22 protein-coding genes and 1 tRNA gene are annotated in these 19,481 nt (G+C 63.8%); 8 read left to right on the top strand and 15 right to left on the bottom strand.

What is annotated here, in order from left to right; translation table 11 throughout:
• The first annotated feature begins 13 nt into the window (after positions 1-13).
• The 5 genes from dapF to K3163_RS05750 are packed head-to-tail and all read left to right on the top strand — an operon-like array spanning position 14 to position 4,070.
• Positions 14-823, top strand: a complete 810-nt coding sequence (gene dapF, locus K3163_RS05770) for a diaminopimelate epimerase (RefSeq protein WP_221553466.1) — start codon at positions 14-16, stop codon at positions 821-823.
• Positions 805-2,007, top strand: coding sequence for a tRNA (N(6)-L-threonylcarbamoyladenosine(37)-C(2))-methylthiotransferase MtaB (gene mtaB / locus K3163_RS05765; RefSeq protein ID WP_221553465.1), 1,203 nt, complete (start codon positions 805-807; stop codon positions 2,005-2,007). Before dapF ends, mtaB begins: the two co-directional genes overlap by 19 nt.
• Positions 2,004-2,927 carry a signal recognition particle-docking protein FtsY gene (gene ftsY / locus K3163_RS05760; RefSeq protein WP_221428805.1) on the top strand — a complete coding sequence of 308 codons (924 nt, stop codon included), beginning with the start codon at positions 2,004-2,006 and terminating at the stop codon, positions 2,925-2,927. Before mtaB ends, ftsY begins: the two co-directional genes overlap by 4 nt.
• Entirely contained in the window at positions 2,927-3,562 is a 636-nt protein-coding gene (locus K3163_RS05755) for an inner membrane-spanning protein YciB (protein ID WP_221553464.1), read from the top strand. The genes ftsY and K3163_RS05755 overlap by 1 nt, the downstream gene beginning before the upstream one ends.
• 31 nt (positions 3,563-3,593) lie before the next feature.
• Positions 3,594-4,070 carry a GNAT family N-acetyltransferase gene (locus K3163_RS05750; protein WP_221553463.1) on the top strand — a complete coding sequence of 159 codons (477 nt, stop codon included), beginning with the start codon at positions 3,594-3,596 and terminating at the stop codon, positions 4,068-4,070.
• Positions 4,071-4,077: 7 nt separating this feature from the next.
• Here K3163_RS05750 and K3163_RS05745 read toward each other — a convergent pair whose 3' ends face one another.
• From K3163_RS05745 to K3163_RS05700, 10 genes are all read right to left on the bottom strand, one after another.
• On the bottom strand, positions 4,078-6,015 hold the full coding sequence (locus K3163_RS05745; protein WP_221553462.1) for a potassium transporter Kup: 1,938 nt from the start codon (positions 6,013-6,015) through the stop codon (positions 4,078-4,080).
• Between the two features lie 119 nt (positions 6,016-6,134).
• The gene (locus tag K3163_RS05740) at positions 6,135-6,782 is read right to left on the bottom strand and encodes a tetratricopeptide repeat protein (protein ID WP_221553461.1); all 648 of its coding nucleotides are present in this window, start codon (positions 6,780-6,782) and stop codon (positions 6,135-6,137) included.
• Positions 6,779-7,183: a cytochrome c-type biogenesis protein gene (locus K3163_RS05735; RefSeq protein ID WP_221553460.1), complete on the bottom strand. Its 405-nt coding sequence runs from the start codon at positions 7,181-7,183 to the stop codon at positions 6,779-6,781. The genes K3163_RS05740 and K3163_RS05735 overlap by 4 nt, the downstream gene beginning before the upstream one ends.
• Positions 7,180-7,707: a DsbE family thiol:disulfide interchange protein gene (locus K3163_RS05730; protein WP_221553459.1), complete on the bottom strand. Its 528-nt coding sequence runs from the start codon at positions 7,705-7,707 to the stop codon at positions 7,180-7,182. Before K3163_RS05730 ends, K3163_RS05735 begins: the two co-directional genes overlap by 4 nt.
• On the bottom strand, positions 7,704-9,659 hold the full coding sequence (locus tag K3163_RS05725) for a heme lyase CcmF/NrfE family subunit (RefSeq protein WP_221553458.1): 1,956 nt from the start codon (positions 9,657-9,659) through the stop codon (positions 7,704-7,706). The genes K3163_RS05730 and K3163_RS05725 overlap by 4 nt, the downstream gene beginning before the upstream one ends.
• Positions 9,656-10,117: a cytochrome c maturation protein CcmE gene (gene ccmE / locus K3163_RS05720; RefSeq protein WP_221428813.1), complete on the bottom strand. Its 462-nt coding sequence runs from the start codon at positions 10,115-10,117 to the stop codon at positions 9,656-9,658. The genes K3163_RS05725 and ccmE overlap by 4 nt, the downstream gene beginning before the upstream one ends.
• Positions 10,114-10,269, bottom strand: a complete 156-nt coding sequence (locus K3163_RS05715) for a hypothetical protein (RefSeq protein ID WP_221428814.1) — start codon at positions 10,267-10,269, stop codon at positions 10,114-10,116. The genes ccmE and K3163_RS05715 overlap by 4 nt, the downstream gene beginning before the upstream one ends.
• The gene (gene ccmC / locus K3163_RS05710) at positions 10,269-10,991 is read right to left on the bottom strand and encodes a heme ABC transporter permease CcmC (protein WP_221553457.1); all 723 of its coding nucleotides are present in this window, start codon (positions 10,989-10,991) and stop codon (positions 10,269-10,271) included. Before ccmC ends, K3163_RS05715 begins: the two co-directional genes overlap by 1 nt.
• Positions 10,992-11,048: 57 nt before the next feature.
• Positions 11,049-12,113 carry a Leu/Phe/Val dehydrogenase gene (locus K3163_RS05705; protein ID WP_221428816.1) on the bottom strand — a complete coding sequence of 355 codons (1,065 nt, stop codon included), beginning with the start codon at positions 12,111-12,113 and terminating at the stop codon, positions 11,049-11,051.
• 55 nt (positions 12,114-12,168) lie between these two features.
• Positions 12,169-12,245: transfer RNA gene (locus tag K3163_RS05700), tRNA-His, on the bottom strand.
• 194 nt (positions 12,246-12,439) lie between these two features.
• Between K3163_RS05700 and K3163_RS05695 the strand changes: the two genes are divergently transcribed.
• The 3 genes from K3163_RS05695 (at position 12,440) to K3163_RS05685 (ending at position 13,882) form a co-directional block, all read left to right on the top strand.
• Positions 12,440-13,075: a prolyl hydroxylase family protein gene (locus K3163_RS05695; RefSeq protein ID WP_221553456.1), complete on the top strand. Its 636-nt coding sequence runs from the start codon at positions 12,440-12,442 to the stop codon at positions 13,073-13,075.
• Complete coding sequence (locus K3163_RS05690) at positions 13,069-13,497, top strand: GFA family protein (protein ID WP_247712468.1); 429 nt, start codon at positions 13,069-13,071, stop codon at positions 13,495-13,497. The genes K3163_RS05695 and K3163_RS05690 overlap by 7 nt, the downstream gene beginning before the upstream one ends.
• Before the next feature lie 67 nt (positions 13,498-13,564).
• Positions 13,565-13,882 (top strand): TraR/DksA family transcriptional regulator, encoded by a 318-nt coding sequence (locus K3163_RS05685; RefSeq protein ID WP_221553455.1) that lies wholly within the window; start codon positions 13,565-13,567, stop codon positions 13,880-13,882.
• 63 nt (positions 13,883-13,945) lie between these two features.
• Here the strand turns inward: K3163_RS05685 and rpmE are convergent, their stop codons facing one another.
• From rpmE to rseP, 5 genes are all read right to left on the bottom strand, one after another.
• Positions 13,946-14,173: a 50S ribosomal protein L31 gene (gene rpmE, locus K3163_RS05680; protein WP_221428819.1), complete on the bottom strand. Its 228-nt coding sequence runs from the start codon at positions 14,171-14,173 to the stop codon at positions 13,946-13,948.
• Between the two features lie 94 nt (positions 14,174-14,267).
• Entirely contained in the window at positions 14,268-14,720 is a 453-nt protein-coding gene (fabZ, locus tag K3163_RS05675) for a 3-hydroxyacyl-ACP dehydratase FabZ (RefSeq protein WP_221428820.1), read from the bottom strand.
• A 26-nt stretch (positions 14,721-14,746) separates the two neighbouring features.
• Entirely contained in the window at positions 14,747-15,430 is a 684-nt protein-coding gene (locus tag K3163_RS05670; RefSeq protein WP_221553454.1) for an OmpH family outer membrane protein, read from the bottom strand.
• Positions 15,430-18,159 (bottom strand): outer membrane protein assembly factor BamA, encoded by a 2,730-nt coding sequence (bamA, locus tag K3163_RS05665; protein WP_247712467.1) that lies wholly within the window; start codon positions 18,157-18,159, stop codon positions 15,430-15,432. Before bamA ends, K3163_RS05670 begins: the two co-directional genes overlap by 1 nt.
• A gap of 172 nt (positions 18,160-18,331) precedes the next feature.
• Positions 18,332-19,480 carry an RIP metalloprotease RseP gene (gene rseP / locus K3163_RS05660; RefSeq protein ID WP_221553453.1) on the bottom strand — a complete coding sequence of 383 codons (1,149 nt, stop codon included), beginning with the start codon at positions 19,478-19,480 and terminating at the stop codon, positions 18,332-18,334.
• Position 19,481 lies beyond the last annotated feature (1 nt).

Here is a 19,481-nt window from a genome sequence, read left to right as displayed (position 1 = left end):
GATGCGCTGGGCAATGCGCGTCGACTTCATCAAGATGCATGGGCTGGGCAACGACTTCGTCGTGCTGGATGCGCGTGCGCGCGAAATCCCTGCGATGCAGCCGGCGATTGCGGCGGCAATTGCCGACCGCAACACGGGCATCGGCTGCGACCAGCTGATCCTGCTTGAGAAGAGCGATGCTGCGGACTTCCGCATGCGTATCTTCAACCAGGACGGCAGCGAGGTCGGTGCCTGCGGCAATGCCTCACGTGCGGTCGCCATGTTGCACGGCAGCGATGCCGAGATCGAGACCGCCGGTGGCATGCTTTCCGTGTCGCCCACCGCAGGCGGAGCTACCGTCGACATGGGTGAGCCGCGCTTCGACTGGGATGCAATCCCGCTGGCCTATGCGATGGATACGCTTTCCATGCCGGTCGGCTGGGAGATGCTCGGCGACCCGGGCGCGGTGAATGTCGGCAATCCGCACGTCATCTTCTTCGTCGACGACACCGACGCCGTGCCGCTCGACAGGATCGGTCCCGAGATCGAGGAGGACCCGCTCTTCCCCGAGCGCGTGAACGTGAACGTCGCGACCATCGAGGATCGCAGCCGTATCCGCCTGCGCGTATGGGAACGCGGTGCGGGCCTTACCCGTGCCTGCGGTACGGGAGCCTGCGCAACCGCGGTTCACGCCATGCGCCGCAAGCTCGTCGACAGTCCGGTGACTGTCGCGCTTCCCGGCGGAGAGCTGCAGATCGAGTGGACCCCGGGCGGCACTATCCGCATGACCGGCCCTGCGACCGAGAGTTTCCGCGGCAGCTTCGAATGGGACGAGTTCGCGTGAACGCGCCCGTCAAAGCTCCCGAAGTCGTCTCGCTGGGTTGCCGTCTCAACATCTCCGAGAGCGAGCGCATCCGCGCCATGCTGGCGGGCGAGGACAATCTCGTCGTGGTCAACAGCTGCGCCGTTACCAGCGAAGCCGTACGCCAGACCCGCCAGGCGATCCGCAAGGCACGAAAGGCCAATCCCGATGCCCGCCTGCTCGTGACAGGCTGCGCGGCCGATATCGAGCGCGAACAGCTTGCCGCGATGCCCGAGGTAGACGGCCTCATCGCGAACGAGACAAAGCTCGATCCGCGCGCATGGAATGTGCCAGCCAGCGCGCCGCCGGTCCCTGCCCTGCACACCCGCGCCTTCGTGGCAGTACAGAACGGCTGCGACCATGCCTGCACCTTCTGCGTCATCCCACAAGGGCGCGGGAAGAGCCGCTCGCTGACCGTTCCGGAGGTCTTGCGCGAGGTCGGAACCCATCTCGACGCCGGAGCAGGCGAAGTCGTCCTGACCGGTGTCGACGTGACCTCCTGGGGGCATGATCTGCCCGGTAGCCCTTCGCTCGGCTCACTGGTGCGCGCCGTTCTCGACGCCTTCCCCGCCCTCACCCGCATCCGCATGTCATCGATCGACGGGATCGAGGTGGACGAGGAACTGTTCGAACTCTTCGCGAGCGAAAAGCGCGTCATGCCGCACATCCATCTGTCGCTGCAGCACGGCAATGATCTCATCCTCAAGCGCATGAAACGCCGCCATCTCCGGGCCGATGCGGTCGAGCTGGTCCAGCGCCTAAAGTGGCAGCGCCCGGATATCGCCGTCGGCGCCGACCTCATCGCAGGTTTCCCCACCGAGACAGAAGAGCACCATGCGGAGAATCTCTCGATCATCCGCGAGCTCGATATCGTCCACGGACACATCTTCCCCTATTCGCCCCGCCCCGGCACGCCTGCCGCCCGCATGCCGCAGGTAGAGCGCGGCACGATCAAGCGCCGCGCTGCCGAACTGCGCGCAGAAGTCGCCAAGGTGCGTGCAGAGTGGCTGGCCACCCTCGTCGATAAGCCGCTGGAAGTCCTCGCCGAACGCGACGGCACCGGCTATTCCCCCGAATTCGCCCGCGTAAAGCTGCCTGAAGGCACGAAGCGCGGCTCCATCGTCTCCGTGACGCCCAAGACACTCGAGGACAATCTCCTGTCATGAGCAAACCCAGCTGGACCGAGCGCCTGTTCGGCGGCTTCAAGAAAACCTCCGATCGCCTGGCCGAAAACCTCACCGAGGCGGTCACCAAGGCGAAGCTGGACGATGCGACGCTCGACGATGTCGAGGATGCGCTGATCATGTCCGATCTCGGGCCCAGCGCCGCTGCGCGCATCCGCGAGAAGCTTAAAGAGAAACGCTTCGGCCTCGAGATCAGCGCGGACGAGCTGAAACAGGCGGTCGCCGACGAGATCGCCGCCATCCTCCGCCCGGTCGCCAAGCCGCTCGAGATTACCGCCTTCCCGCGCCCGCAGGTCCTTCTGGTGATCGGCGTCAACGGCAGCGGCAAGACCACCACTATCGCCAAGCTGGCGCACCTCTTCGTCGAGGATGACTACAACGTCATGCTGGCGGCGGGCGACACCTTCCGCGCTGCCGCGATCGGACAGCTGCAGACTTGGGCCGACCGCGTGGGCGTGCCAATCGTGCGCGGCCCCGAAGGCGGCGATCCGGCCTCTATCGTCTTCGATGCGGTCAAGAAAGGCACCGAGATCGGAACCGACGTACTGATCGTCGACACCGCAGGACGACTCCAGAACAAGCGCGAGCTGATGGACGAGCTGGCGAAGATCCGCAAAGTCCTCGGCCGCCTCAACCCCGAAGCGCCGCATGATGTGGTGCTCGTGCTCGATGCGACCAACGGGCAGAACGCGCTCAGCCAGATCGACGTGTTCAAGGAAGTCGCCGGCGTCACCGGTATCGTCATGACCAAGCTCGACGGCACTGCCCGCGGCGGCGTGCTGGTGCAGGCGGCCGAAAAGTACGGCCTGCCGATCCATGCTATTGGCGTGGGCGAGAAGATCGACGATCTGCGCCCCTTCGACCCCGATCTGGTCGCACGCGTCATTGCAGGAGTGGCCTGATGAGCGAGGCTGGCGAGAAGAAACCCACCGGCTGGCTGCACACGCTGGTCGACTACGGCCCGCTGCTGGTCTTCCTCGGCGTCTACAAGTTCTCACAGCCCGAAGGCGGTAGCGAGATCGCCGCGGTCATTTCGGGCACGGGCGCCTTCATGGTCGCCGCTGTCTTCGCGCTAGCGTTCAGCAAGTGGAAGTTCGGCAAGGTCAGCCCGATGCTGATCCTCTCCACCACGCTGATCATCGGCTTCGGCGCACTGACGATCTGGCTTCAGGACGAACGCTTCATCCAGTTCAAGCCGACCGCGATCTACCTGATGTTCGGCGCCGTGCTGATCATTGGCTGGCTGCGCGATCGCGCATGGCTGCAGGTCCTGCTGGAAGCCGCCTTCGAGGGCGTGACTCACGAGGGCTGGCTCAAGCTTTCGCGCAATTGGGGCTTCTTCTTCGTCTTCCTCGCCGCGCTTAACGAGGTGATGGTCCGCACGATGAGCTTCGAAAGCTGGCTCTGGGCGAAGCTGTGGGTGTTCCTGCCGCTGACCTTCCTCTTCACCTTCACACAGATCCCGATGCTGCTGAAGCACGGGCTGTCGCTGGATGACACGGACGAAGTGCTGAAGGATGAACCCCCGACGGGTTGAACTTGCAGGGCGGCTCGCTAGTGAGCCGCCGATGACCGATCATATCGAACTGCATTGGGCCACGCAGGCCGATCATGCCACGCTTGCCGACGTGATGTACGACGCCGTGCGCAACGGCCCCAGCAAGTACAGCGAGGCGCAGCGCGCCGCCTGGGTCCCCGAACGTCGCAGCGGCGATGCATGGGACGAGCGCCTAGCCCGTCAGGACGTGATCCAGGCTCGAAACCCGGAAGGCGAAACGCTCGGCTTCATGAGCCTCGATGCGGAGGGCTATATCGACTTCGCCTATATCCGGCCCGCTGCGCAGGGGAGCGGCCTTTTCCGCCGCATGTTCGAGGCGATCGAACAGAAGGCCCGCGAGAAGGGGGAGCAGCGCCTATGGGTCCACGCCAGCCTGATGGCGCAACCTGCCTTCGCAAGGATGGGCTTCACCGTGGTGGAACAGCAGGTCGTCCACATCGGCGAGCAGAGCTTCGAGCGCGCCGAGATGGAGAAAGTGCTGGCCTGAGGGCCCGCTAGATTTCGACCTGGCTGCCCAGTTCGACCACGCGGTTGGTCGGAAGGCGGAAGAAATCCATCGCCGTCGCCGCATTGCGGAGCATCCAGGCGAAGATCTTCTCGCGCCAGATGGGCATGCCCGGCTTGTCGCTGGGCAGCAGCGTCTGGCGGCTGAGGAAGAAGCTGGTGTGCATCATGTCGAACTCGCCGCCGCAGCGTTCCATTTCCTTCAGCCCCTGCGGCACGTTGGTCTCCTGCATGAAGCCATAGTGCAGCACGGCGCGGTAGAAACCGTCACCGAGGTCGTGGATTTCGCAGCGCTCGTCGGCATCGACATAGGGCGCATCGGCAATCAGCACGGTCAGGATCACCACGCGTTCGTGGAGGACCTTGTTGTGCTTGATGTTGTGCAGCAGCGCGGATGGCACGCCCGCGGTCTGGCTGGCCATGAAGATGGCGGTGCCGGGAACGCGCGTGGCGGAGTTCTTTGCGCTCTTGGCGAAGATTTCGATCGGCAGAGCCGTCTCGTGCATGCGCTCGCGCATCAGCTTGCGACCGCGTGCCCATGTGGTGAGCAAGGTAAAGGCGATCAGGCCGACGACAAGCGGGAACCAGCCGCCATCAGGCACCTTGAACAGGTTCGCCGCGAAATACGCACCGTCGATGATCAGAAAGAAGATCACCACTGGCGCTGCGTACCACCACTTCCACTTCCATACGCCGACGAACAATACGCCCATCAGCAGCGTGTCGATGGTGACCGCGCCCGTCACCGCGATGCCGTATGCCCCGGCGAGGTTCGACGAGCTCTGGAAGGTCAGCACGAGGATGATCACGGCGACCATCAGCGCCCAGTTCACGACCGGGATGTAGATCTGGCCCGCTTCGGTCTCGCTGGTGTGGCGGATCGAGAGACGCGGCATGAAACCTAGCTGCATGGCCTGGTGGGTGATGCTGAAGGCGCCCGAGATCACCGCCTGGCTGGCGATGAAGGTTGCCACGGTCGCGAGGATCACCAGCGGAAGGCGATATTCCTCGCTCGCAAGCAGGAAGAACGGGCTCTTCACGACCTCTGCCGCCTGCTCGGGCGGAAGGCTGGCAATCATCGCGCCCTGACCGAAGTAGTTTAGCAGGAGGCACGGCATAACGAAGCCAAACCACGAGAGGCGCATCGGGCCGCGGCCGAAATGGCCCATGTCCGAATAAAGCGCTTCGGAGCCCGTTACGGCCAGCACGACGGCGCCCATCGCGAGGAAAGCGACGAAGCCGTCGGTGACGAAGAACATCACCGCATAATAGGGGTTCAGCGCGTAGAGGATCTCGGGATGCTGGAAGATCTGGTTCAGGCCCAGCGCAGCAAGGGTCGTGAACCAGACGATCATCACTGGCGCGAACAGCGCGCCGACCTTTGCCGTCCCCCGGCTTTGCAACACGAACAGGATGACCAGCAGCACCAGCGCGATCGGGATAACCATCGGATCGAGCGTGTGATTGACCACTGTCAGCCCTTCCACGGCCGACAGGACCGAGATTGCGGGCGTGATCATGCTGTCGCCATAGAACAGCGAGGTCGCAAAGACCCCCAGAAGCACCACCAGCCAGCCCCATTTGGACTTGCCCATGTGGCGGCTAAGCAGCGCGACCAGCGCAAGGCTGCCGCCCTGCCCCTTGTTGTCCGCACGCATCAGGATGGTGACGTATTGCAGCGCCACGACGATCACCATTGACCAGAAGATCAGGCTGACGACGCCGAGAACGTGCATCCGGTCGATCGCGATATTCGCAGCACCGGCGAAGGTTTCGCGGAAGGCGTACAGCGGGCTCGTGCCGATGTCGCCGAAGACGATGCCGATCGCGCCGACCGCAAGCGCGGCCTTCGACCCACCATGGCCACCGCCATGCGAGGTTTCACCACCTGCGGGCGGTGCTGCGTCCGGCGCGTTGGCCGTGCTCATATGGTGGCGTATTCCTGCCGCATGGCGTCCAAAACCTGCATCTGCGGGGCTATCCCCCGTGCAAGGTCGCGGCGCTTAGCACCAAGGAAGGGCCACCGCAACACAAGGTAGACTCCCGCCTACTCGCCTGTCTCTTCGCGGGGCGGCGTTATGCCGAGCATTGCGTCGAGGCGCAGGAGGCGAAGGATCAGCGACTCGCGCCATGTGGCATCCTCGGGCGCATTCTCGAGCGCCTCGATCCACAATTCGCGCGTACGCAATGGCTGGCCTGCCCGCAACCAGGACAGGCCGAGAAAATACCGCGCACCGCCGTTGGAGCCATCGAGAGCCTCGGCACGCTCGAATGCATAGAGCGCAGCAGGGGTCAGGTTGCCCTCGCCATGTTCCACGAGGGCAATACCCAGAGCTATCCATGCCTCGAGGTCGCGCGGGTTTTCCTCGGTCGCGCTGCGATAGAAACCGGCGGCCTGCTCGAAATCTCCGCGCCGCGCGAAGCCGTCACCCGTCATGATCCAGCGTGAAGGCAGCTGCGTGCTGTCGAAATATTCGCGGCGCGCAGTGACAAGGAGCTCGCCGTCCACCGGCTGCTCGGCCGAAAATGCGCCGGGCGCAGCGGGCTGGCCGGGCGAGCCCTGCAGCCCGTAGCCAGCAAGACCGAAGAGCAAGGTCGCGCCGAGCAGCGACCAGCCGCCCTTCCCGACCTTCAGGAGAAATGCCGCGGCACCGAAGGTGATGGCGGCAAGGCCTATGACCAGAGCCCAGCTCATGCGCGCTTCCTGAAACGGCGCCAGAAGATCGCCGCAGCAATCAGCACCAGCAGCAAGGGTATGGCGAAAAGCGGCCAGGTGGATGCGCTCATGACCGGCTCGTAGCTCACGTAGTCGCCATAGCGCTCCATCAGCCAGCTGCGGATTTCCTCCGGCTCCTCGCCAGCCGCGATGCGGATGCGCACCTGGTGGCGCATGTCGCCGGCCATCGGCGCATCGCTGTCGGCAATCGACTGCGACTGGCAGGTGAGGCAGCGCAGCGTCTCCATCAGCTCCTGCGCCTGTGCTTCCTGCGCCGGGTCTTCGAGCTGGCGATAAGCATAGGGTGCGGGCGGCAGCGTCTGCTGCGCGGCCAGCGGCAATGCGGCCAGTGCCATGAGAAGGCCCGCGAGAAGTCTCATTCGCCGGCCTTGCGCAGTTCTTCGAGCAACAGGGGAACGTCCGAAGCGCGGACGTCGCCGATATGCTGGTAACGGATCCTGCCCTCGCCATCGACGACGAAGGTTTCCGGCACGCCGGAGGAGCCGATCGCAAGCTGCACTTCGGACAGGTCGTCGCGGCCGATACGGCTGTAGGGATTGCCGTGCTGGGCGAGGAACCGCTCGATATCCTCGGGCCGGTCGCGGATCGCCACGCCGACGATCTCAGCGCCCCCTTCCTTCAGCGCCTCCAGCTGGGGAGCTTCGGCAATGCAGGGCAGACACCAGCTGGCCCAGATGTTGAGAAGCTTCGGGCCTCCCTGCTGGAAATAGGCGCTGTTGACGGCGGGTTCGCCCTCGAAAGCAGAGGGAAGCTCGAAATAGGGCAGTTCATTGCCCACCATCCGGCTTTCGATGGTTTGGTCCTTCTCCTGCGTCAGCTGGTAGGCCGCGAGGCCGAGGAAGCCGGAAAACAGCAGCAGGGGTAGCCAGAGGCGCCAGCTCATTTGACGGTCTCCATCTCGAGGCGACGCGCGGCGCCCTTTCGTTTCGCCGAACGCCTGCGGAGATCGCTGCGGACCCGCCCGATCAGAGCGAGGATACCGCCCAGCGCGATCAGCATGCCACCGTACCAGATCAGCGTAACCAGCGGCTTCCACCAGAGGCGTACCTGCCAGCGACCGTCGGGTGCCTGCGTTCCGATGACGGCATAGAGCTGCCCGTTCCAGCGGGTCAGGAGCACGCTTTCGGCTGTCTGTTGTGCCGGCGCCCAGAAGTTTCGTGATTGGGGATTTATCTCGACCGGCTCGCCGCCAGAGTAGCTAACCTGCATGCGGCCCGACAGCGCGGTCCAGTTGGGGCCTGCGACCGGCTCGACGGCTTCGAGCGTGACTTCCCACGGTCCGACACTGGTTACGTCGCCCTCGCCCAGCGCAGCCAGTTTCTCCGTGGAGAATGCACTTTCGCTCGCCATGCCGAGCAGCGCGACAGCGAGGCCGAAATGCGCCAGCACCATACCCCACAGCGAAAGCGGAGCACGGCGCAGGCTACGGCCCCTGAGCGGAAGGAAACTTGCGACGCCCAGCGTGATCGCAAAGGCAAGGCCCAGCAGCGGGAGTATCGCGACCTCGGCGAGCAGGCCGAACAGCACGAGCGCCGCCAGCAGGAGCGCGACCAGCAGTGCAACCTCCTTCGAAATCCGTCCCCAACTGTCGCGCCGCCAGCGCAGCAGCGGCCCGACCGCCATGATGGCCAGCATCGGGAAGACGAAAATGGCACTGACCGGATTGAAATAGGGCGGACCCACCGACACACGGACGTCGAACGCCTCGGTCAGCAGCGGATAGAGCGTGCCGAGGAGCACGACCGCGAGGATCGCGCTCAGCATGACATTGTTGACCACCAGCGCGCCTTCGCGGCTCGCCACCGAAAAGCGCTCCCCCTCGCTGATCGAGCCTGCACGCAGGGCGAAAAGAAGAAGTGCGCCGCCGATGTAGATTGCGAGCAGGAACAGGATGAAGCTGCCCCGCTCGGGATCGACGGCGAAGGCATGGACACTGGTCAGCACGCCCGAGCGAACGAGGAAGGTGCCGAGCATGCTCATGGAGAAGGCGACCACGCCGAGCATGATGGTCCAGACGCGCAGGGCATCGCGGCTGGCAAGGACGCTTGCCGAATGCAGGAGTGCAGTAGCCGCTAGCCAAGGCATGAGCGAGGCGTTCTCGACCGGGTCCCAGAACCAGTATCCACCCCAGCCGAGCTCGTAATAGGCCCAGTAGCTTCCAGCAGTGATGCCGAGCGTGAGGAACACCCATGCCCCGAGGATCCACGGACGCATTGCCCGGGCGAAGTCAGGCGTGACCTGCTTGGTCAGCAATGCTCCGAGGGCGAAACTGAAGGCGACCGAAAGTCCGACATAGCCTATGTAAAGCGTGGGCGGATGGAAGGCGAGGCCGATGTCCTGCAGCAGCGGGTTGAGGCCTAGACCCTCCGCTGCGGGCTGCGCGAGGCGTTCGAACGGGTTCGAGGCGAGCAACAGGAAACCGTAGAAGCCGAGAGCGACGAAGCTCTGTGCGGCAAGCGTCGCCTGCATGGTCTTCTCGGGAAGGCGGCGTTCGACTGCCGCGATCAGGGCGCCCGCGAGCGCCATGACCGTGACCCAGAGAAGCATCGAGCCCTCGTGATTACCCCACGCACCCGACAGCTTGAAGATCATCGGCTTGGCGGTGTGCGAGTTGGCCGCGACGAGCTTTACCGACAGGTCGGTGATCGCGAACACCCAGAGCAGCGACGCGAAGGATACCGCTACCAGTCCGCCCTGTAGAATGGCTGCCGGACGCGTCAGGCGCGCGATCTCTGCATCCGCCCCGGCGCGCTGCGCCACGAGCCCTCCCACGAGTTGCAGGGCGGCAAGCGCGGCTGCAAGCCACAGCGCGGCGAGACCGATTTCGGCGATCATTCGATTCCTATCGTCGTCTCTCGCGCCATTTCGGCCGCCTGGTGCTCGTCCATGTCCTGCAATTCGCGGGGGACGTAATTCTCGTCATGCTTGGCGAGCAGCTTGTCGGCCTCGAACGTCCCATCTGCTGCCAGACGCCCTTCCGCCACGACACCCGAACCTTCCTGGAAGAGGTCCGGCAGGATGCCGGCGAAACGGACAGGGACGGCGGAATCCTCGCGCCCGGTCACGGTGAAGGTGACGGTGATGCCGTCGGCCTGCATCTCGACCGTACCGGGGGCAACCATGCCACCGAGGCGGACTGCCTGCCCGACTTGCGGCGGGTCAGCCTGCATCTGTTCGGGCAGGTAGAAATAGCTCGCCTGGTTGCGCAGCGCATAGGCGGCCAGCAAGCCGGCGCCCACAAGCGCGATGAGCGCCAGAACGACGAGCACAAGCCGCTGGTGTTTAGCCTTCATTTGCCCACTCTCGAACCCGAACGAACCTTCTCACGGCGTGCTTCGGCGCGCTTCATCGCCAGCCAGCTCCACGCCATCATCGCGAGGGTCGCACCTATGCCCAAGGCATAGGCTCCGTAAACGAAAAGCCACTGATCGAGTGCTTCACGCATCAATCGGCCTCCATGGCGCGGCGACGAAGCCGCGCGTCTGCCTGGATATCGGCGAGCAAGGCCCGCATTCGTGCGAGCACGACGCCGCCGAAAATGAGCGAAAACCCGATCACGGCGAAGAGCAGCGGCGCGAGAAACACGCCGTCGATCGCGCTCTTGCCCATCGTGATGCTCGGCGGTTGGTGGAGCGAGTTCCACCACACCACGCTACGGTTGATGATCGGGATGTTGATAGCCCCGATGAGGCCGAAAATGGCGGGAATCCGCGCCGAAACACCCTCGCGCTGGGCTGCCTGCGCGAGCGCGATATAGGCGATGTAGAGGAAGGCCAGCACCAGCATCGAGGTGAGACGTCCGTCCCATACCCACCAGGTGCCCCAGGTCGGCCTGCCCCAGATCGAACCGGTGGCAAGGCAGACGAGGGTGAACACGAGGCCCGGCACTGCAGCTCCGCGCGCAGCGATGGCGGCAAGCGGGTGGCGCCAGACGAGGAACACGAGGCTGGAAATGGCGATCGCGGTCCAGCCGCCCATGCCCAGCCATGCCGTGGGCACGTGGATGAAGATGATGCGCACCGTCTCGCCCATGAGGCGATCGGGCGGGACCTGCGTGAAACCCCAGTAAAGCGCCGCCGCGGTGACGAAAAAACCACTGACAAGCAGGAGCGGCGTCAGCCACCCTGCAAGGGCTAGGAAGCGTTTGGGATTTGCGAAACCGTGCATGTGTGTGAGCCGTCGCTGCCAGCCTATTGCAGCCCCTGCCCCCTGCCGCAAGGTGGATTAGCGCCCGATGAGCTCCTTGGCCATCTTGTCGGCGACCTGGTCGGGGGAAACGCCGGTCTTGTCGCTCTGCTCCCAGATCTGCTCGAGGCGACCCGGGATCAGCGCGATGCGCTTGCGCACCTCGTTGATGTCGCAGGGCGCGCCGTCGTTGCGGCACAGGTATTCGAGCGTGACCGAGATGATGCCGCCGGCGTTGATGACGTAGTCGGGCGCGTAGAGAATGCCGCGCTTTGCCAGCATCGGGCCGTGCTCGGGGCGCTTGAGCTGGTTGTTCGCACCACCAGCCACTATCTTGCAGTCTAGGCGCGCTACGCCTTCGTCGTCGAGGATCGCGCCGAGCGCGTTGGGCGAGAAGACATCGCAGGCGACCGACATAACGGCATCGGGGGCTGCCGTATCGGCGCCCAGCTCGGTTGCCAGCGCTTCGCAGCGGTCCTCGTGAATGTCGGAAAGGGTGAGCTTGGCGCCTTCCTTGGCAAGCAGGCGAGCAACGCCGCCACCGACGCTGCCGGTGCCCTGGATCGCCACGTGGACGCCTTCCATGCTGTCCTTGCCGAGCTTGTGCTTCACCGCGGCCTTGATGCCGAGGAAGATGCCGAGCGCGGTGAACGGGCCCGGATCGCCGCCCGCTGCATCCTCGCCATCGACCGGAAGGCCGGAGACGTACTGCGTGCGTTGTGCGACGGCCGCCATATCGGCTTCGGAGATGCCGACGTCTTCGGCGGTGACATACTGACCGCCGAGCGCTTCGACCGCATCGGCGAACGCAGCGAGCATTTCCGGCGTCTTGGTCCTGTTCTCGTCGGCGAGGATGACTGCCTTGCCGCCACCCATCGGGAGGCCGGCCATGGCGTTCTTGAAGCTCATGCCGCGCGACAGGCGCAGCGCATCGCGCATGGCGGCTTCGGGCTCGGCATAGTGCCAGAAGCGGGTACCACCCGCGCCCGGGCCGAGATGGGTCGAGTGGAGTGCGATAATCGCAGTGAGGCCGCTCTTCGGGTCGCGCACGAGCTGGACAAGCTCGTGATCGTCGTAATCCGCTTCGGTCCAGAATGCAGTCATCGGTCTCGTCGCCCCCTTGAAAGGTAACTTGTGACCCGGTGCAGCATAGAGAAAATGGGGCGATCGACGGGGTTCGAACCCGCGACCTCCGGTACCACAAACCGGCGCTCTAACCAACTGAGCTACGATCGCCACACGCCCCCGGAACGCTGCCGGGAAGGCGGCACATATACGCGAGAGGCAGGCCGTCAACCCGCCTTGCGCAACGGCGCGTGCCTGTTGCACAACAAGGTTCAAATGGGAAGTGAAAAAGCGCAGGCAAGCCAACTGGCGCAACTTTCTTTCTCGCCTTGCGACAGCGCCTTGAGGCTCTATCCTGCCTCGCCATGACCGGACCTGGCGAATCTTCCGCGCAATTGTTGCTGTCGAAACCGGGGGTACAACGGGTCCCCACAGATAAGCTCGAGCTTTTCCAGCTGCGCGATTTCGTGGGCGAGGAGCTGCGCGAAAAGATCATCTCGCTGATCGAGAAGGATCGCAGGCCCTCCACCCTCGCGGACGAAGGCGACGATCGCTATTTCCGCACGAGCGAGACCTGCGACCTCGATGCCGAGGAACCGGCCGTCCGCGAACTGGAAGCCATGCTCGCCGCGCTCAACGGAATCGACCCCGACTATGGCGAACCCCTCCAGGGCCAGCGCTACGATGTGGGCCAGGAGTTCAAGCCGCATTGCGACTACTTCAATCGTGACGGTCAGGACTGGGAGAAATACTGCTCGGTCGCGGGCCAGCGGACCTGGACATTCATGATCTACCTCAATGATGTCGAGGCAGGCGGTGCGACCCGTTTCAAGGCGGTGAAGAAGACTTTCCAGCCCGAGGCGGGCAAGCTGGTCTGCTGGAACAACATGCGGCCCGACGGGCGCGAAAACCCGAACACGATCCACCACGGCATGAAGGTCCGCAAGGGCGTGAAATACGTGATCACCAAGTGGTACCGCGAAAGGCCCTGGGGATGGTGAGCTTCGAAGAAGGCAAGGCTTACGAAGGCGGCTGCCACTGCGGGACGGTGCGGTTCAGCGTCACCATGCCTGCAGATCCGCTGATCAGGCGCTGCAATTGCACGATCTGCGCGATGAAAGGCGTCGTCATGATCGACGTGCCCATGTCATCGCTCAATATCATGCAGGGCGAGGATGCGCTCACGCTCTACACTTTCGGGAGCGGTGCCGCGAAGCACCGGTTCTGCTCGCGCTGCGGCATCCACCCCTTTCACCAGCTGCGTTCCGAGCCCGATCACTACGGCGTAAATCTCGCCTGCATCGACGGGATTTCGATCTACGACCTGCCCGACGTTCCGGTGTTCGACGGTCAGAATCATCCGGGCGATGGCAATGATTACGCCTATGTCGGCACGTTGCGCCTCGACCGCCACAGTGATTGATCCAGATCAAGTCCCAGCTACGAGCAGGGTGTTATCATGGCCTCCCAAGAGCGATGGAGAGGCACGAATGACCGACTATGGCAATTTCCGCGAAGGGCTGGAGCAACGCCTCGCAGCGCTGCTCGAGCGCGCCGAAGTGATCGAGGACGACCTGCGCCAGCCGCTGGACGCCGATTTCAGCGAACAGGCAATCGACCTGGCCGATGACGAAGCGCTCGAAGGGGTGGACGAAGTGTTGCGCCACGAGATCGCGCAGATCCGCCTCGCCCTGAAACGCATCGAGAGCGGGACCTACGGGACCTGCAGCCAGTGCGGGAAAGAGATCAGCAAGGGTCGTCTGGAAGCGCGCCCGATCGCGACTCGCTGCATCGACTGCGCCAGCTAGTCGCCCAAACGAAAAGGGCGGCCCCGCGGGACCGCCCTTGAATTCGTACTGTCTCGAAGAAGCTTACTTCTTCTTGAGCGACAGACCGCCGAAGCGCTTGTTGAAGGCTGCAACGCGGCCGCCTTCCTGAAGCTGCTGCTTGCCGCCGGTCCATGCCGGGTGGCTGGTGGGGTCGATGTCGAGAGCGAGCGTGTCGCCTTCTTTGCCCCAGGTCGAGCGCGTCTGGAATTCGGTACCATCGGTCATCTTGACCGTGATCATGTGGTAATCGGGGTGACCTTCGGCCTTCATTGTAAACGTCCTTCTAGCTTCGGAGCGGTTCCGACCGGTCCAGCTGTTTGTGGAGAAGGCGCGCGGTTAGCGCCGCGCGCGGAAATTTGCAACCCTATTCGGGTGCGTCGGCGATCATCGCCGTGAAGCTGACTTCGCAAGTGACCTTGCCATCGACGCTCGCCTTGCCGGCGAACTTGCAGACACGTGCGCGCTTCTGGACGAACTCGGCTTCGAGATCGAGCAGCACGCCGGGCGTAACCGGGGCGCGGAACTTCGCGTTCTCGATCGCCATGAAATAGACGAGCTTGCCCGACCCGGCGAGACCGAGGCTTTCCACTGCGAGCACGCCGGCAGCCTGCGCCAGCGCCTCGATCTGGAGCACTCCGGGCATGATCGGTGCGCCGGGGAAGTGCCCCTGGAAGAAGTCCTCGTTGAAGCTGACCGCCTTAACCGCGTGGATGCGCTCGTCGACGACGAGTTCCTTCACGCGGTCGACCAGAAGAAGGGGATAGCGATGCGGGAGGCGCTTGAGCACCTCGACGACGTCGAAACCGGTATCGCTCATCTGCTATCCCCCTTGTTTTCTAAAACTTAGCGGCCGGTCGGCTGTGCCGGCTGCTGCTGCTGCTGCTGCTGCGCTGCCTGCTGCTGGCGGGCCGCGATCAGGCGGATCTGCTGGACCTGCTGGTAGGCACCAACCGACTGCTGCGAGGGCTGCCAGCCCTGCGGAGGCGTGACCTGCACGGTCGTCGGCGCGGCATTCATCGCGTCGAGAACCTTCTGGTTGATGTTGGCAGTCGGATTCGACCAGATCGTGGCATCGGGCGAAAGCACGGCAACGATATTGTTCTGCGTGATAACCGACTGGAGCGCAGTGGCATACTGCTGGAGGACCTGCTCGACAGCGTAGACGCGCGCAGCGTCGACCTGGTTGGAGAGCTGTGCGAGTTCCTGGTCGAGCGTCTGGACCTGCTGAGCCTGCGGCGCTGCCTGGTAAGCCTGCATCTCGGTCTGGTTGAGCTGGCCGTCACCATCGGTGTCGAACGGCTGGACCAGCGTCTGGCGCTGCTGGCTCTTCTGCTGGAGCTGCGTGATCTGCGAGGCGTAGGTGGTGTTCACCTGCTGGAAGGCGGTGTTCAGCGAGTTGCTGAAAGCGATCGTCGCCGGAGCATTCGCGACAGCGATGTTGCCCGAAACCTGCGCCGCTGCGGGGGTGGCGGCGATGGCCGCGCCCATGAGGCTCGCGGCAGCGAGGGTCTGCTTGAAGAGTTTCATTAGAATTGTGTTCCTACGTTGAAGGACAAGGTCTTGGTGTCGTCACCCGGCTGCGTTTTAATGGCATGCGATAGATCGATCCTGAACGGACCGAAGGGCGAGTTCCAGTTGACACCGATACCTACGGTGATGCGGGGGCTCGGGCTGTTGCCGAGAAGCACCTCGCGATAGTAGCTGTTGGGGTCAATCACGATATCGTTCGGATCGCCCAAGGCGTTGAATTCGTTGGTCGACTGCAGCACTTCCTGGAAATCGTCGCTCGGATCGTCGGGAGTGTTGTTGTCGTTGATAATCGGGTTGAGGTCGGTATCGAACTGCAGTTCCTCGAATACCGGCAGGCCGCCGAGCGTGCGTGCCTGGAAGCCGTTCGGGAAATCGCCGAGCTGCGGACGGTCGATCGCGAAGAGCGAGCCGACATCGGCCCAGATCGACGGACGCAGGCCCATTTCGCGAGCGCCCGAGCCGAGCGGGATCTCCAGCTCTGCACGGCCGAGATAGTAGGCGCGTCCTCCCAGCGCATCGTCGAAGCGCGGATTGTCGACGCTGCGGAAGTCCTCGATCGTCTGCAGCGTGCGCGGCGTCGCCGGATCGTTGTCGAGGTCCTGATAGGCAAGACGGATCACGCGCGGGCCGAGGCCGCGGATGTCGAAGCCGCGGAACTGCGCTTCGCCGAGGAAGAAACGGTCGGTCAGGCGGACATCGTCGAAGCCGGGCGCCGCATTATCGTCCAGCGCGTGGATCCAGCCACCTTCGATATTGGCCGAGAAGATGAACCCGCTGCCGAGCGGGAACCACTTGCCCATGTTGGCGCGCAAGCGGGCATACTTCACGTCGCCGCCGAGGCCGGCCACTTCGCCGGTCACCGAGATACGCTCGCCGCGCGTGGGACGCAGGCGGCTATCGAGCGAATCGTAGTTGAGCGTCAGGCCCACGATCGACGAGGTACGCTGGCCGACAGCCTCGCAGACGAAGCGCGAGCTGGTGCATTCGAGAATGCCGTCGCCGTCGAAATCGCTGAAGTTGCCGCTACCGATCGTCACGTCTTCATAGTTGAAGGTATAGCTGCCGATCAGCGCCATGTACTCGCTCAGCGGCACACCCGCGCGCATCTGGAAACCGGTGGTCGCCTGCTTGTAGCGGTTGAAGCTGGTGGTGAAGCGTTCGTTGTCGAACTCGCGGTGGTAGATGTCCGCGCCCATCGAGATGTTGCGGTCGAACACATAGGGGTCGGAGAAGCTGATGTTCGCCGAGCGCGAGAAGCGCGAGTAGTTGACGCTCAGGCCAATGGTCTGTCCGCGGCCGCGGAAGTTGCGCTGGCGGATCGAGCCCGCGAGAATGAACTGTTCGATCGACGAGAAGCCTGCCGAAAGCTGCAGTTCGCCGGTCGGCTGCTCTTCGATATTGGCCTCGAGCACGATGCGGTCGGGCGCACTGCCCTCGACCTGCGTGATCTCGAAGTTTTCCTGGAAGAAGCCCAGCGACTTGATACGCGCTTCCGAGCGCTTGATCGCGAGGCTGTTGAACGCATCGCCCTCGGCCACGCGGAATTCGCGGCGTACGACCTTGTCCTGCGTCAGCGTGTTGCCGTTGACATCGATCCGCTCGACGTAAACGCGCGGCGCTTCCTGCAGGATGAAGGTGACGTCCATAGTGAGGTCGTCGGGGTTGCGGCGGAAATCGGGGCGCACGTCGGCAAAGGCATAGCCGAAGGTCCCCGCGAGGTCGGTGAGCTGCTCGACCGTGTCCTCGACCCGCTTCGCATCATACCAGTCGCCGGTCTGCATCGGCAGGCGCTGGCTCATCGATTCGCTGTCGAAGTCGCGCAGCTGGCTATCGACCTTAACCTCGCCGAACTTGTAGCGCTCGCCCTCTTCAACCACGTAGGTGATGATGAAGTCTTCCTTGTCGGGCGTAAGCTCGGCCACGGCGGAAACGACGCGGAAGTCGGCATAGCCTTCGGTCAGGTAGAAGGTACGAAGCTGCTGTTGGTCGAAGGCCAGGCGATCGGGATCGTAGCTGGTGTTCGAGCTGAGGAAAGTCAGGAGGCGCGCCTCCTTGGTGACCATCTCGCCCTTGAGCTTGCCATCCGAGAACTGCTCGTTGCCGATGATGTTGATCTGGCGAACCTTGGACTTGGGGCCTTCGTTGATCTCGAAGACGATATCCACGCGGTTCTGGCTGAGCTGGACGAGCTGCGGCTCGACCGTCGCGGCAAAGCGCCCCTGGCGCTTGTAGAGCTCGAGAATACGCGACACGTCGGCGCGGACCTTCGAGCGGGTATAGATCTGGCGCGGCGCAAGACGGATCTCGGGGATGATCTTGTCGGCCTTGATACGCTCGTTCCCCTCGAGGAGGATACGGTTGATCACCGGGTTCTCGGCCACGGTGATGACGACATTGCCGCTTTCGTTGACGACGCTGACGTTCGAGAACAGCTCGGTGGCGTAGAGATCCTTCAGGACCTGGTCGCCGGCTGCCTGCGTGTAGGCATCGCCGGGACGCAGGCGAATGTACGACAGGATCGTCTGCGGCTCGAGGCGCTGCGCACCGGCGACCGCGATGGTCCGGACGACGTCCTGTTGCTGGAGAGTGGCTGGCTGCTGGTCCTGACCCTCGTCCTGAGCGCCGGAGGCGGCAGTCGCATCGGCGTCCTGTGCCAGGGCCATTGCCGGCATAGCGCCGAGAACGGTTCCGGCCAGCAGGCCGGCCATCACGCGCTTGCTGCGCATTTTCGCTTCGCTTGCGGAAGTCGCAAATCCAGTCATCGACAAGGGAATTCCCGTCCTCAAATAATCCATCGACCCGCCCACGCTGAGGCCAGATGGCCCCCTGCCCGATGCAGGCCGCCCAATCAAGCCGTGTGACACCCGTTACGGGTGGAGCAACCGGCCCTGTCCCCGCCTAATTCCCGAAGAAGGGAAGTTTGGCGATATCGATGAAGGTGACGAAAACCATCAAGGCGAGCACGAGTGCCACGCCGGCCCTGTAGGCCACCTCCGTCGAGCGGGGTCCCAAGGGCTTCCGGCGGATTGCCTCTGCCGCGTAGAAAGCCAGGTGCCCGCCGTCGAGTGCCGGGATTGGCAGGAGGTTGATGAATGCCAAGTTAAGCGAAATCAGCGCCGCCAGGTTGAAGAAGGCGAGCGGTCCGAGGCTCAGCTGTTCGCCTGCATACTTGCCGATCGTGACCGGCCCGCCGAGCTCTTTCACCGACCTGTCGCCGACCAGAATCTGCTTGATCCCGGTTACCATCATGTCGACCAGCATGCCCGTTTGCTGAAGCGAAAGCTTGGCCGACTGGATGAGGCCGACGTCCTCGTAATCGTAGTGCGACCGCTCGGCGGCCGCGGTGATGCCGATCAGGCCGATCGTGCCCTTGTTGCCGAAGCGGTCCTCCTGCTCGACCGAGTAGGTTCGGACCGGGAAAACCATTTCCTCGCCGTCGCGCTCGATACCGATGTCGAGCACGGTGTTGGGATAAAGCTGGACCGCGCGGATCAGCTCCTGGAAACCAACGACAGGCTCGCCATCGACCGAGACGATCTTGTCGCCGACCTCCAGACCGGCGGCAGGTGCAGCCGATTCCTCGGAGAAGGAACCGATGGTCATCTGCTCTTCGACGTTCACCGGAACCGGCTTTCCGAACATCATGAAAAAGCTGATGAAAATCGCCAGCGTGACGAGGATGTTCATCGCCGGACCGGCGAAGACGATCAGGGCGCGTTTGCCGAGCGAGGCGTGATGGAAGCTGCCGTCACGCTCTTCGGGCGTCGCATTGGCGGCGGCTTCGGGATGCGGAATGCTCGCCGGATCCATGTCGCCCTTGAACTGGACGTAACCGCCCAGAGGCAAGGCGCTGACTTTCCAGCGGGTGCCTCGGCTGTCGGTCCGACCCCAGATTTCCTTGCCGAAACCGATCGAGAAGGCTTCTGCCTTCACGCCGAACCAGCGGCCCACGAGGTAGTGCCCAAGCTCGTGCAGGGTCACCAACGGCCCCAGCAGCAGCGGGAAGCCGATGATGTAGTAAACCCAGATGGGGATCGATCCGTCCAAA

Source organism: Qipengyuania xiapuensis, from assembly GCF_019711395.1.
In the GTDB taxonomy this organism is placed as follows: Bacteria; Pseudomonadota; Alphaproteobacteria; order Sphingomonadales; family Sphingomonadaceae; genus Qipengyuania; species Qipengyuania xiapuensis.
The sequence above is the reverse complement of the archived record's forward strand: the minus strand, read 5'-3'. Positions and strand labels throughout refer to the sequence as shown.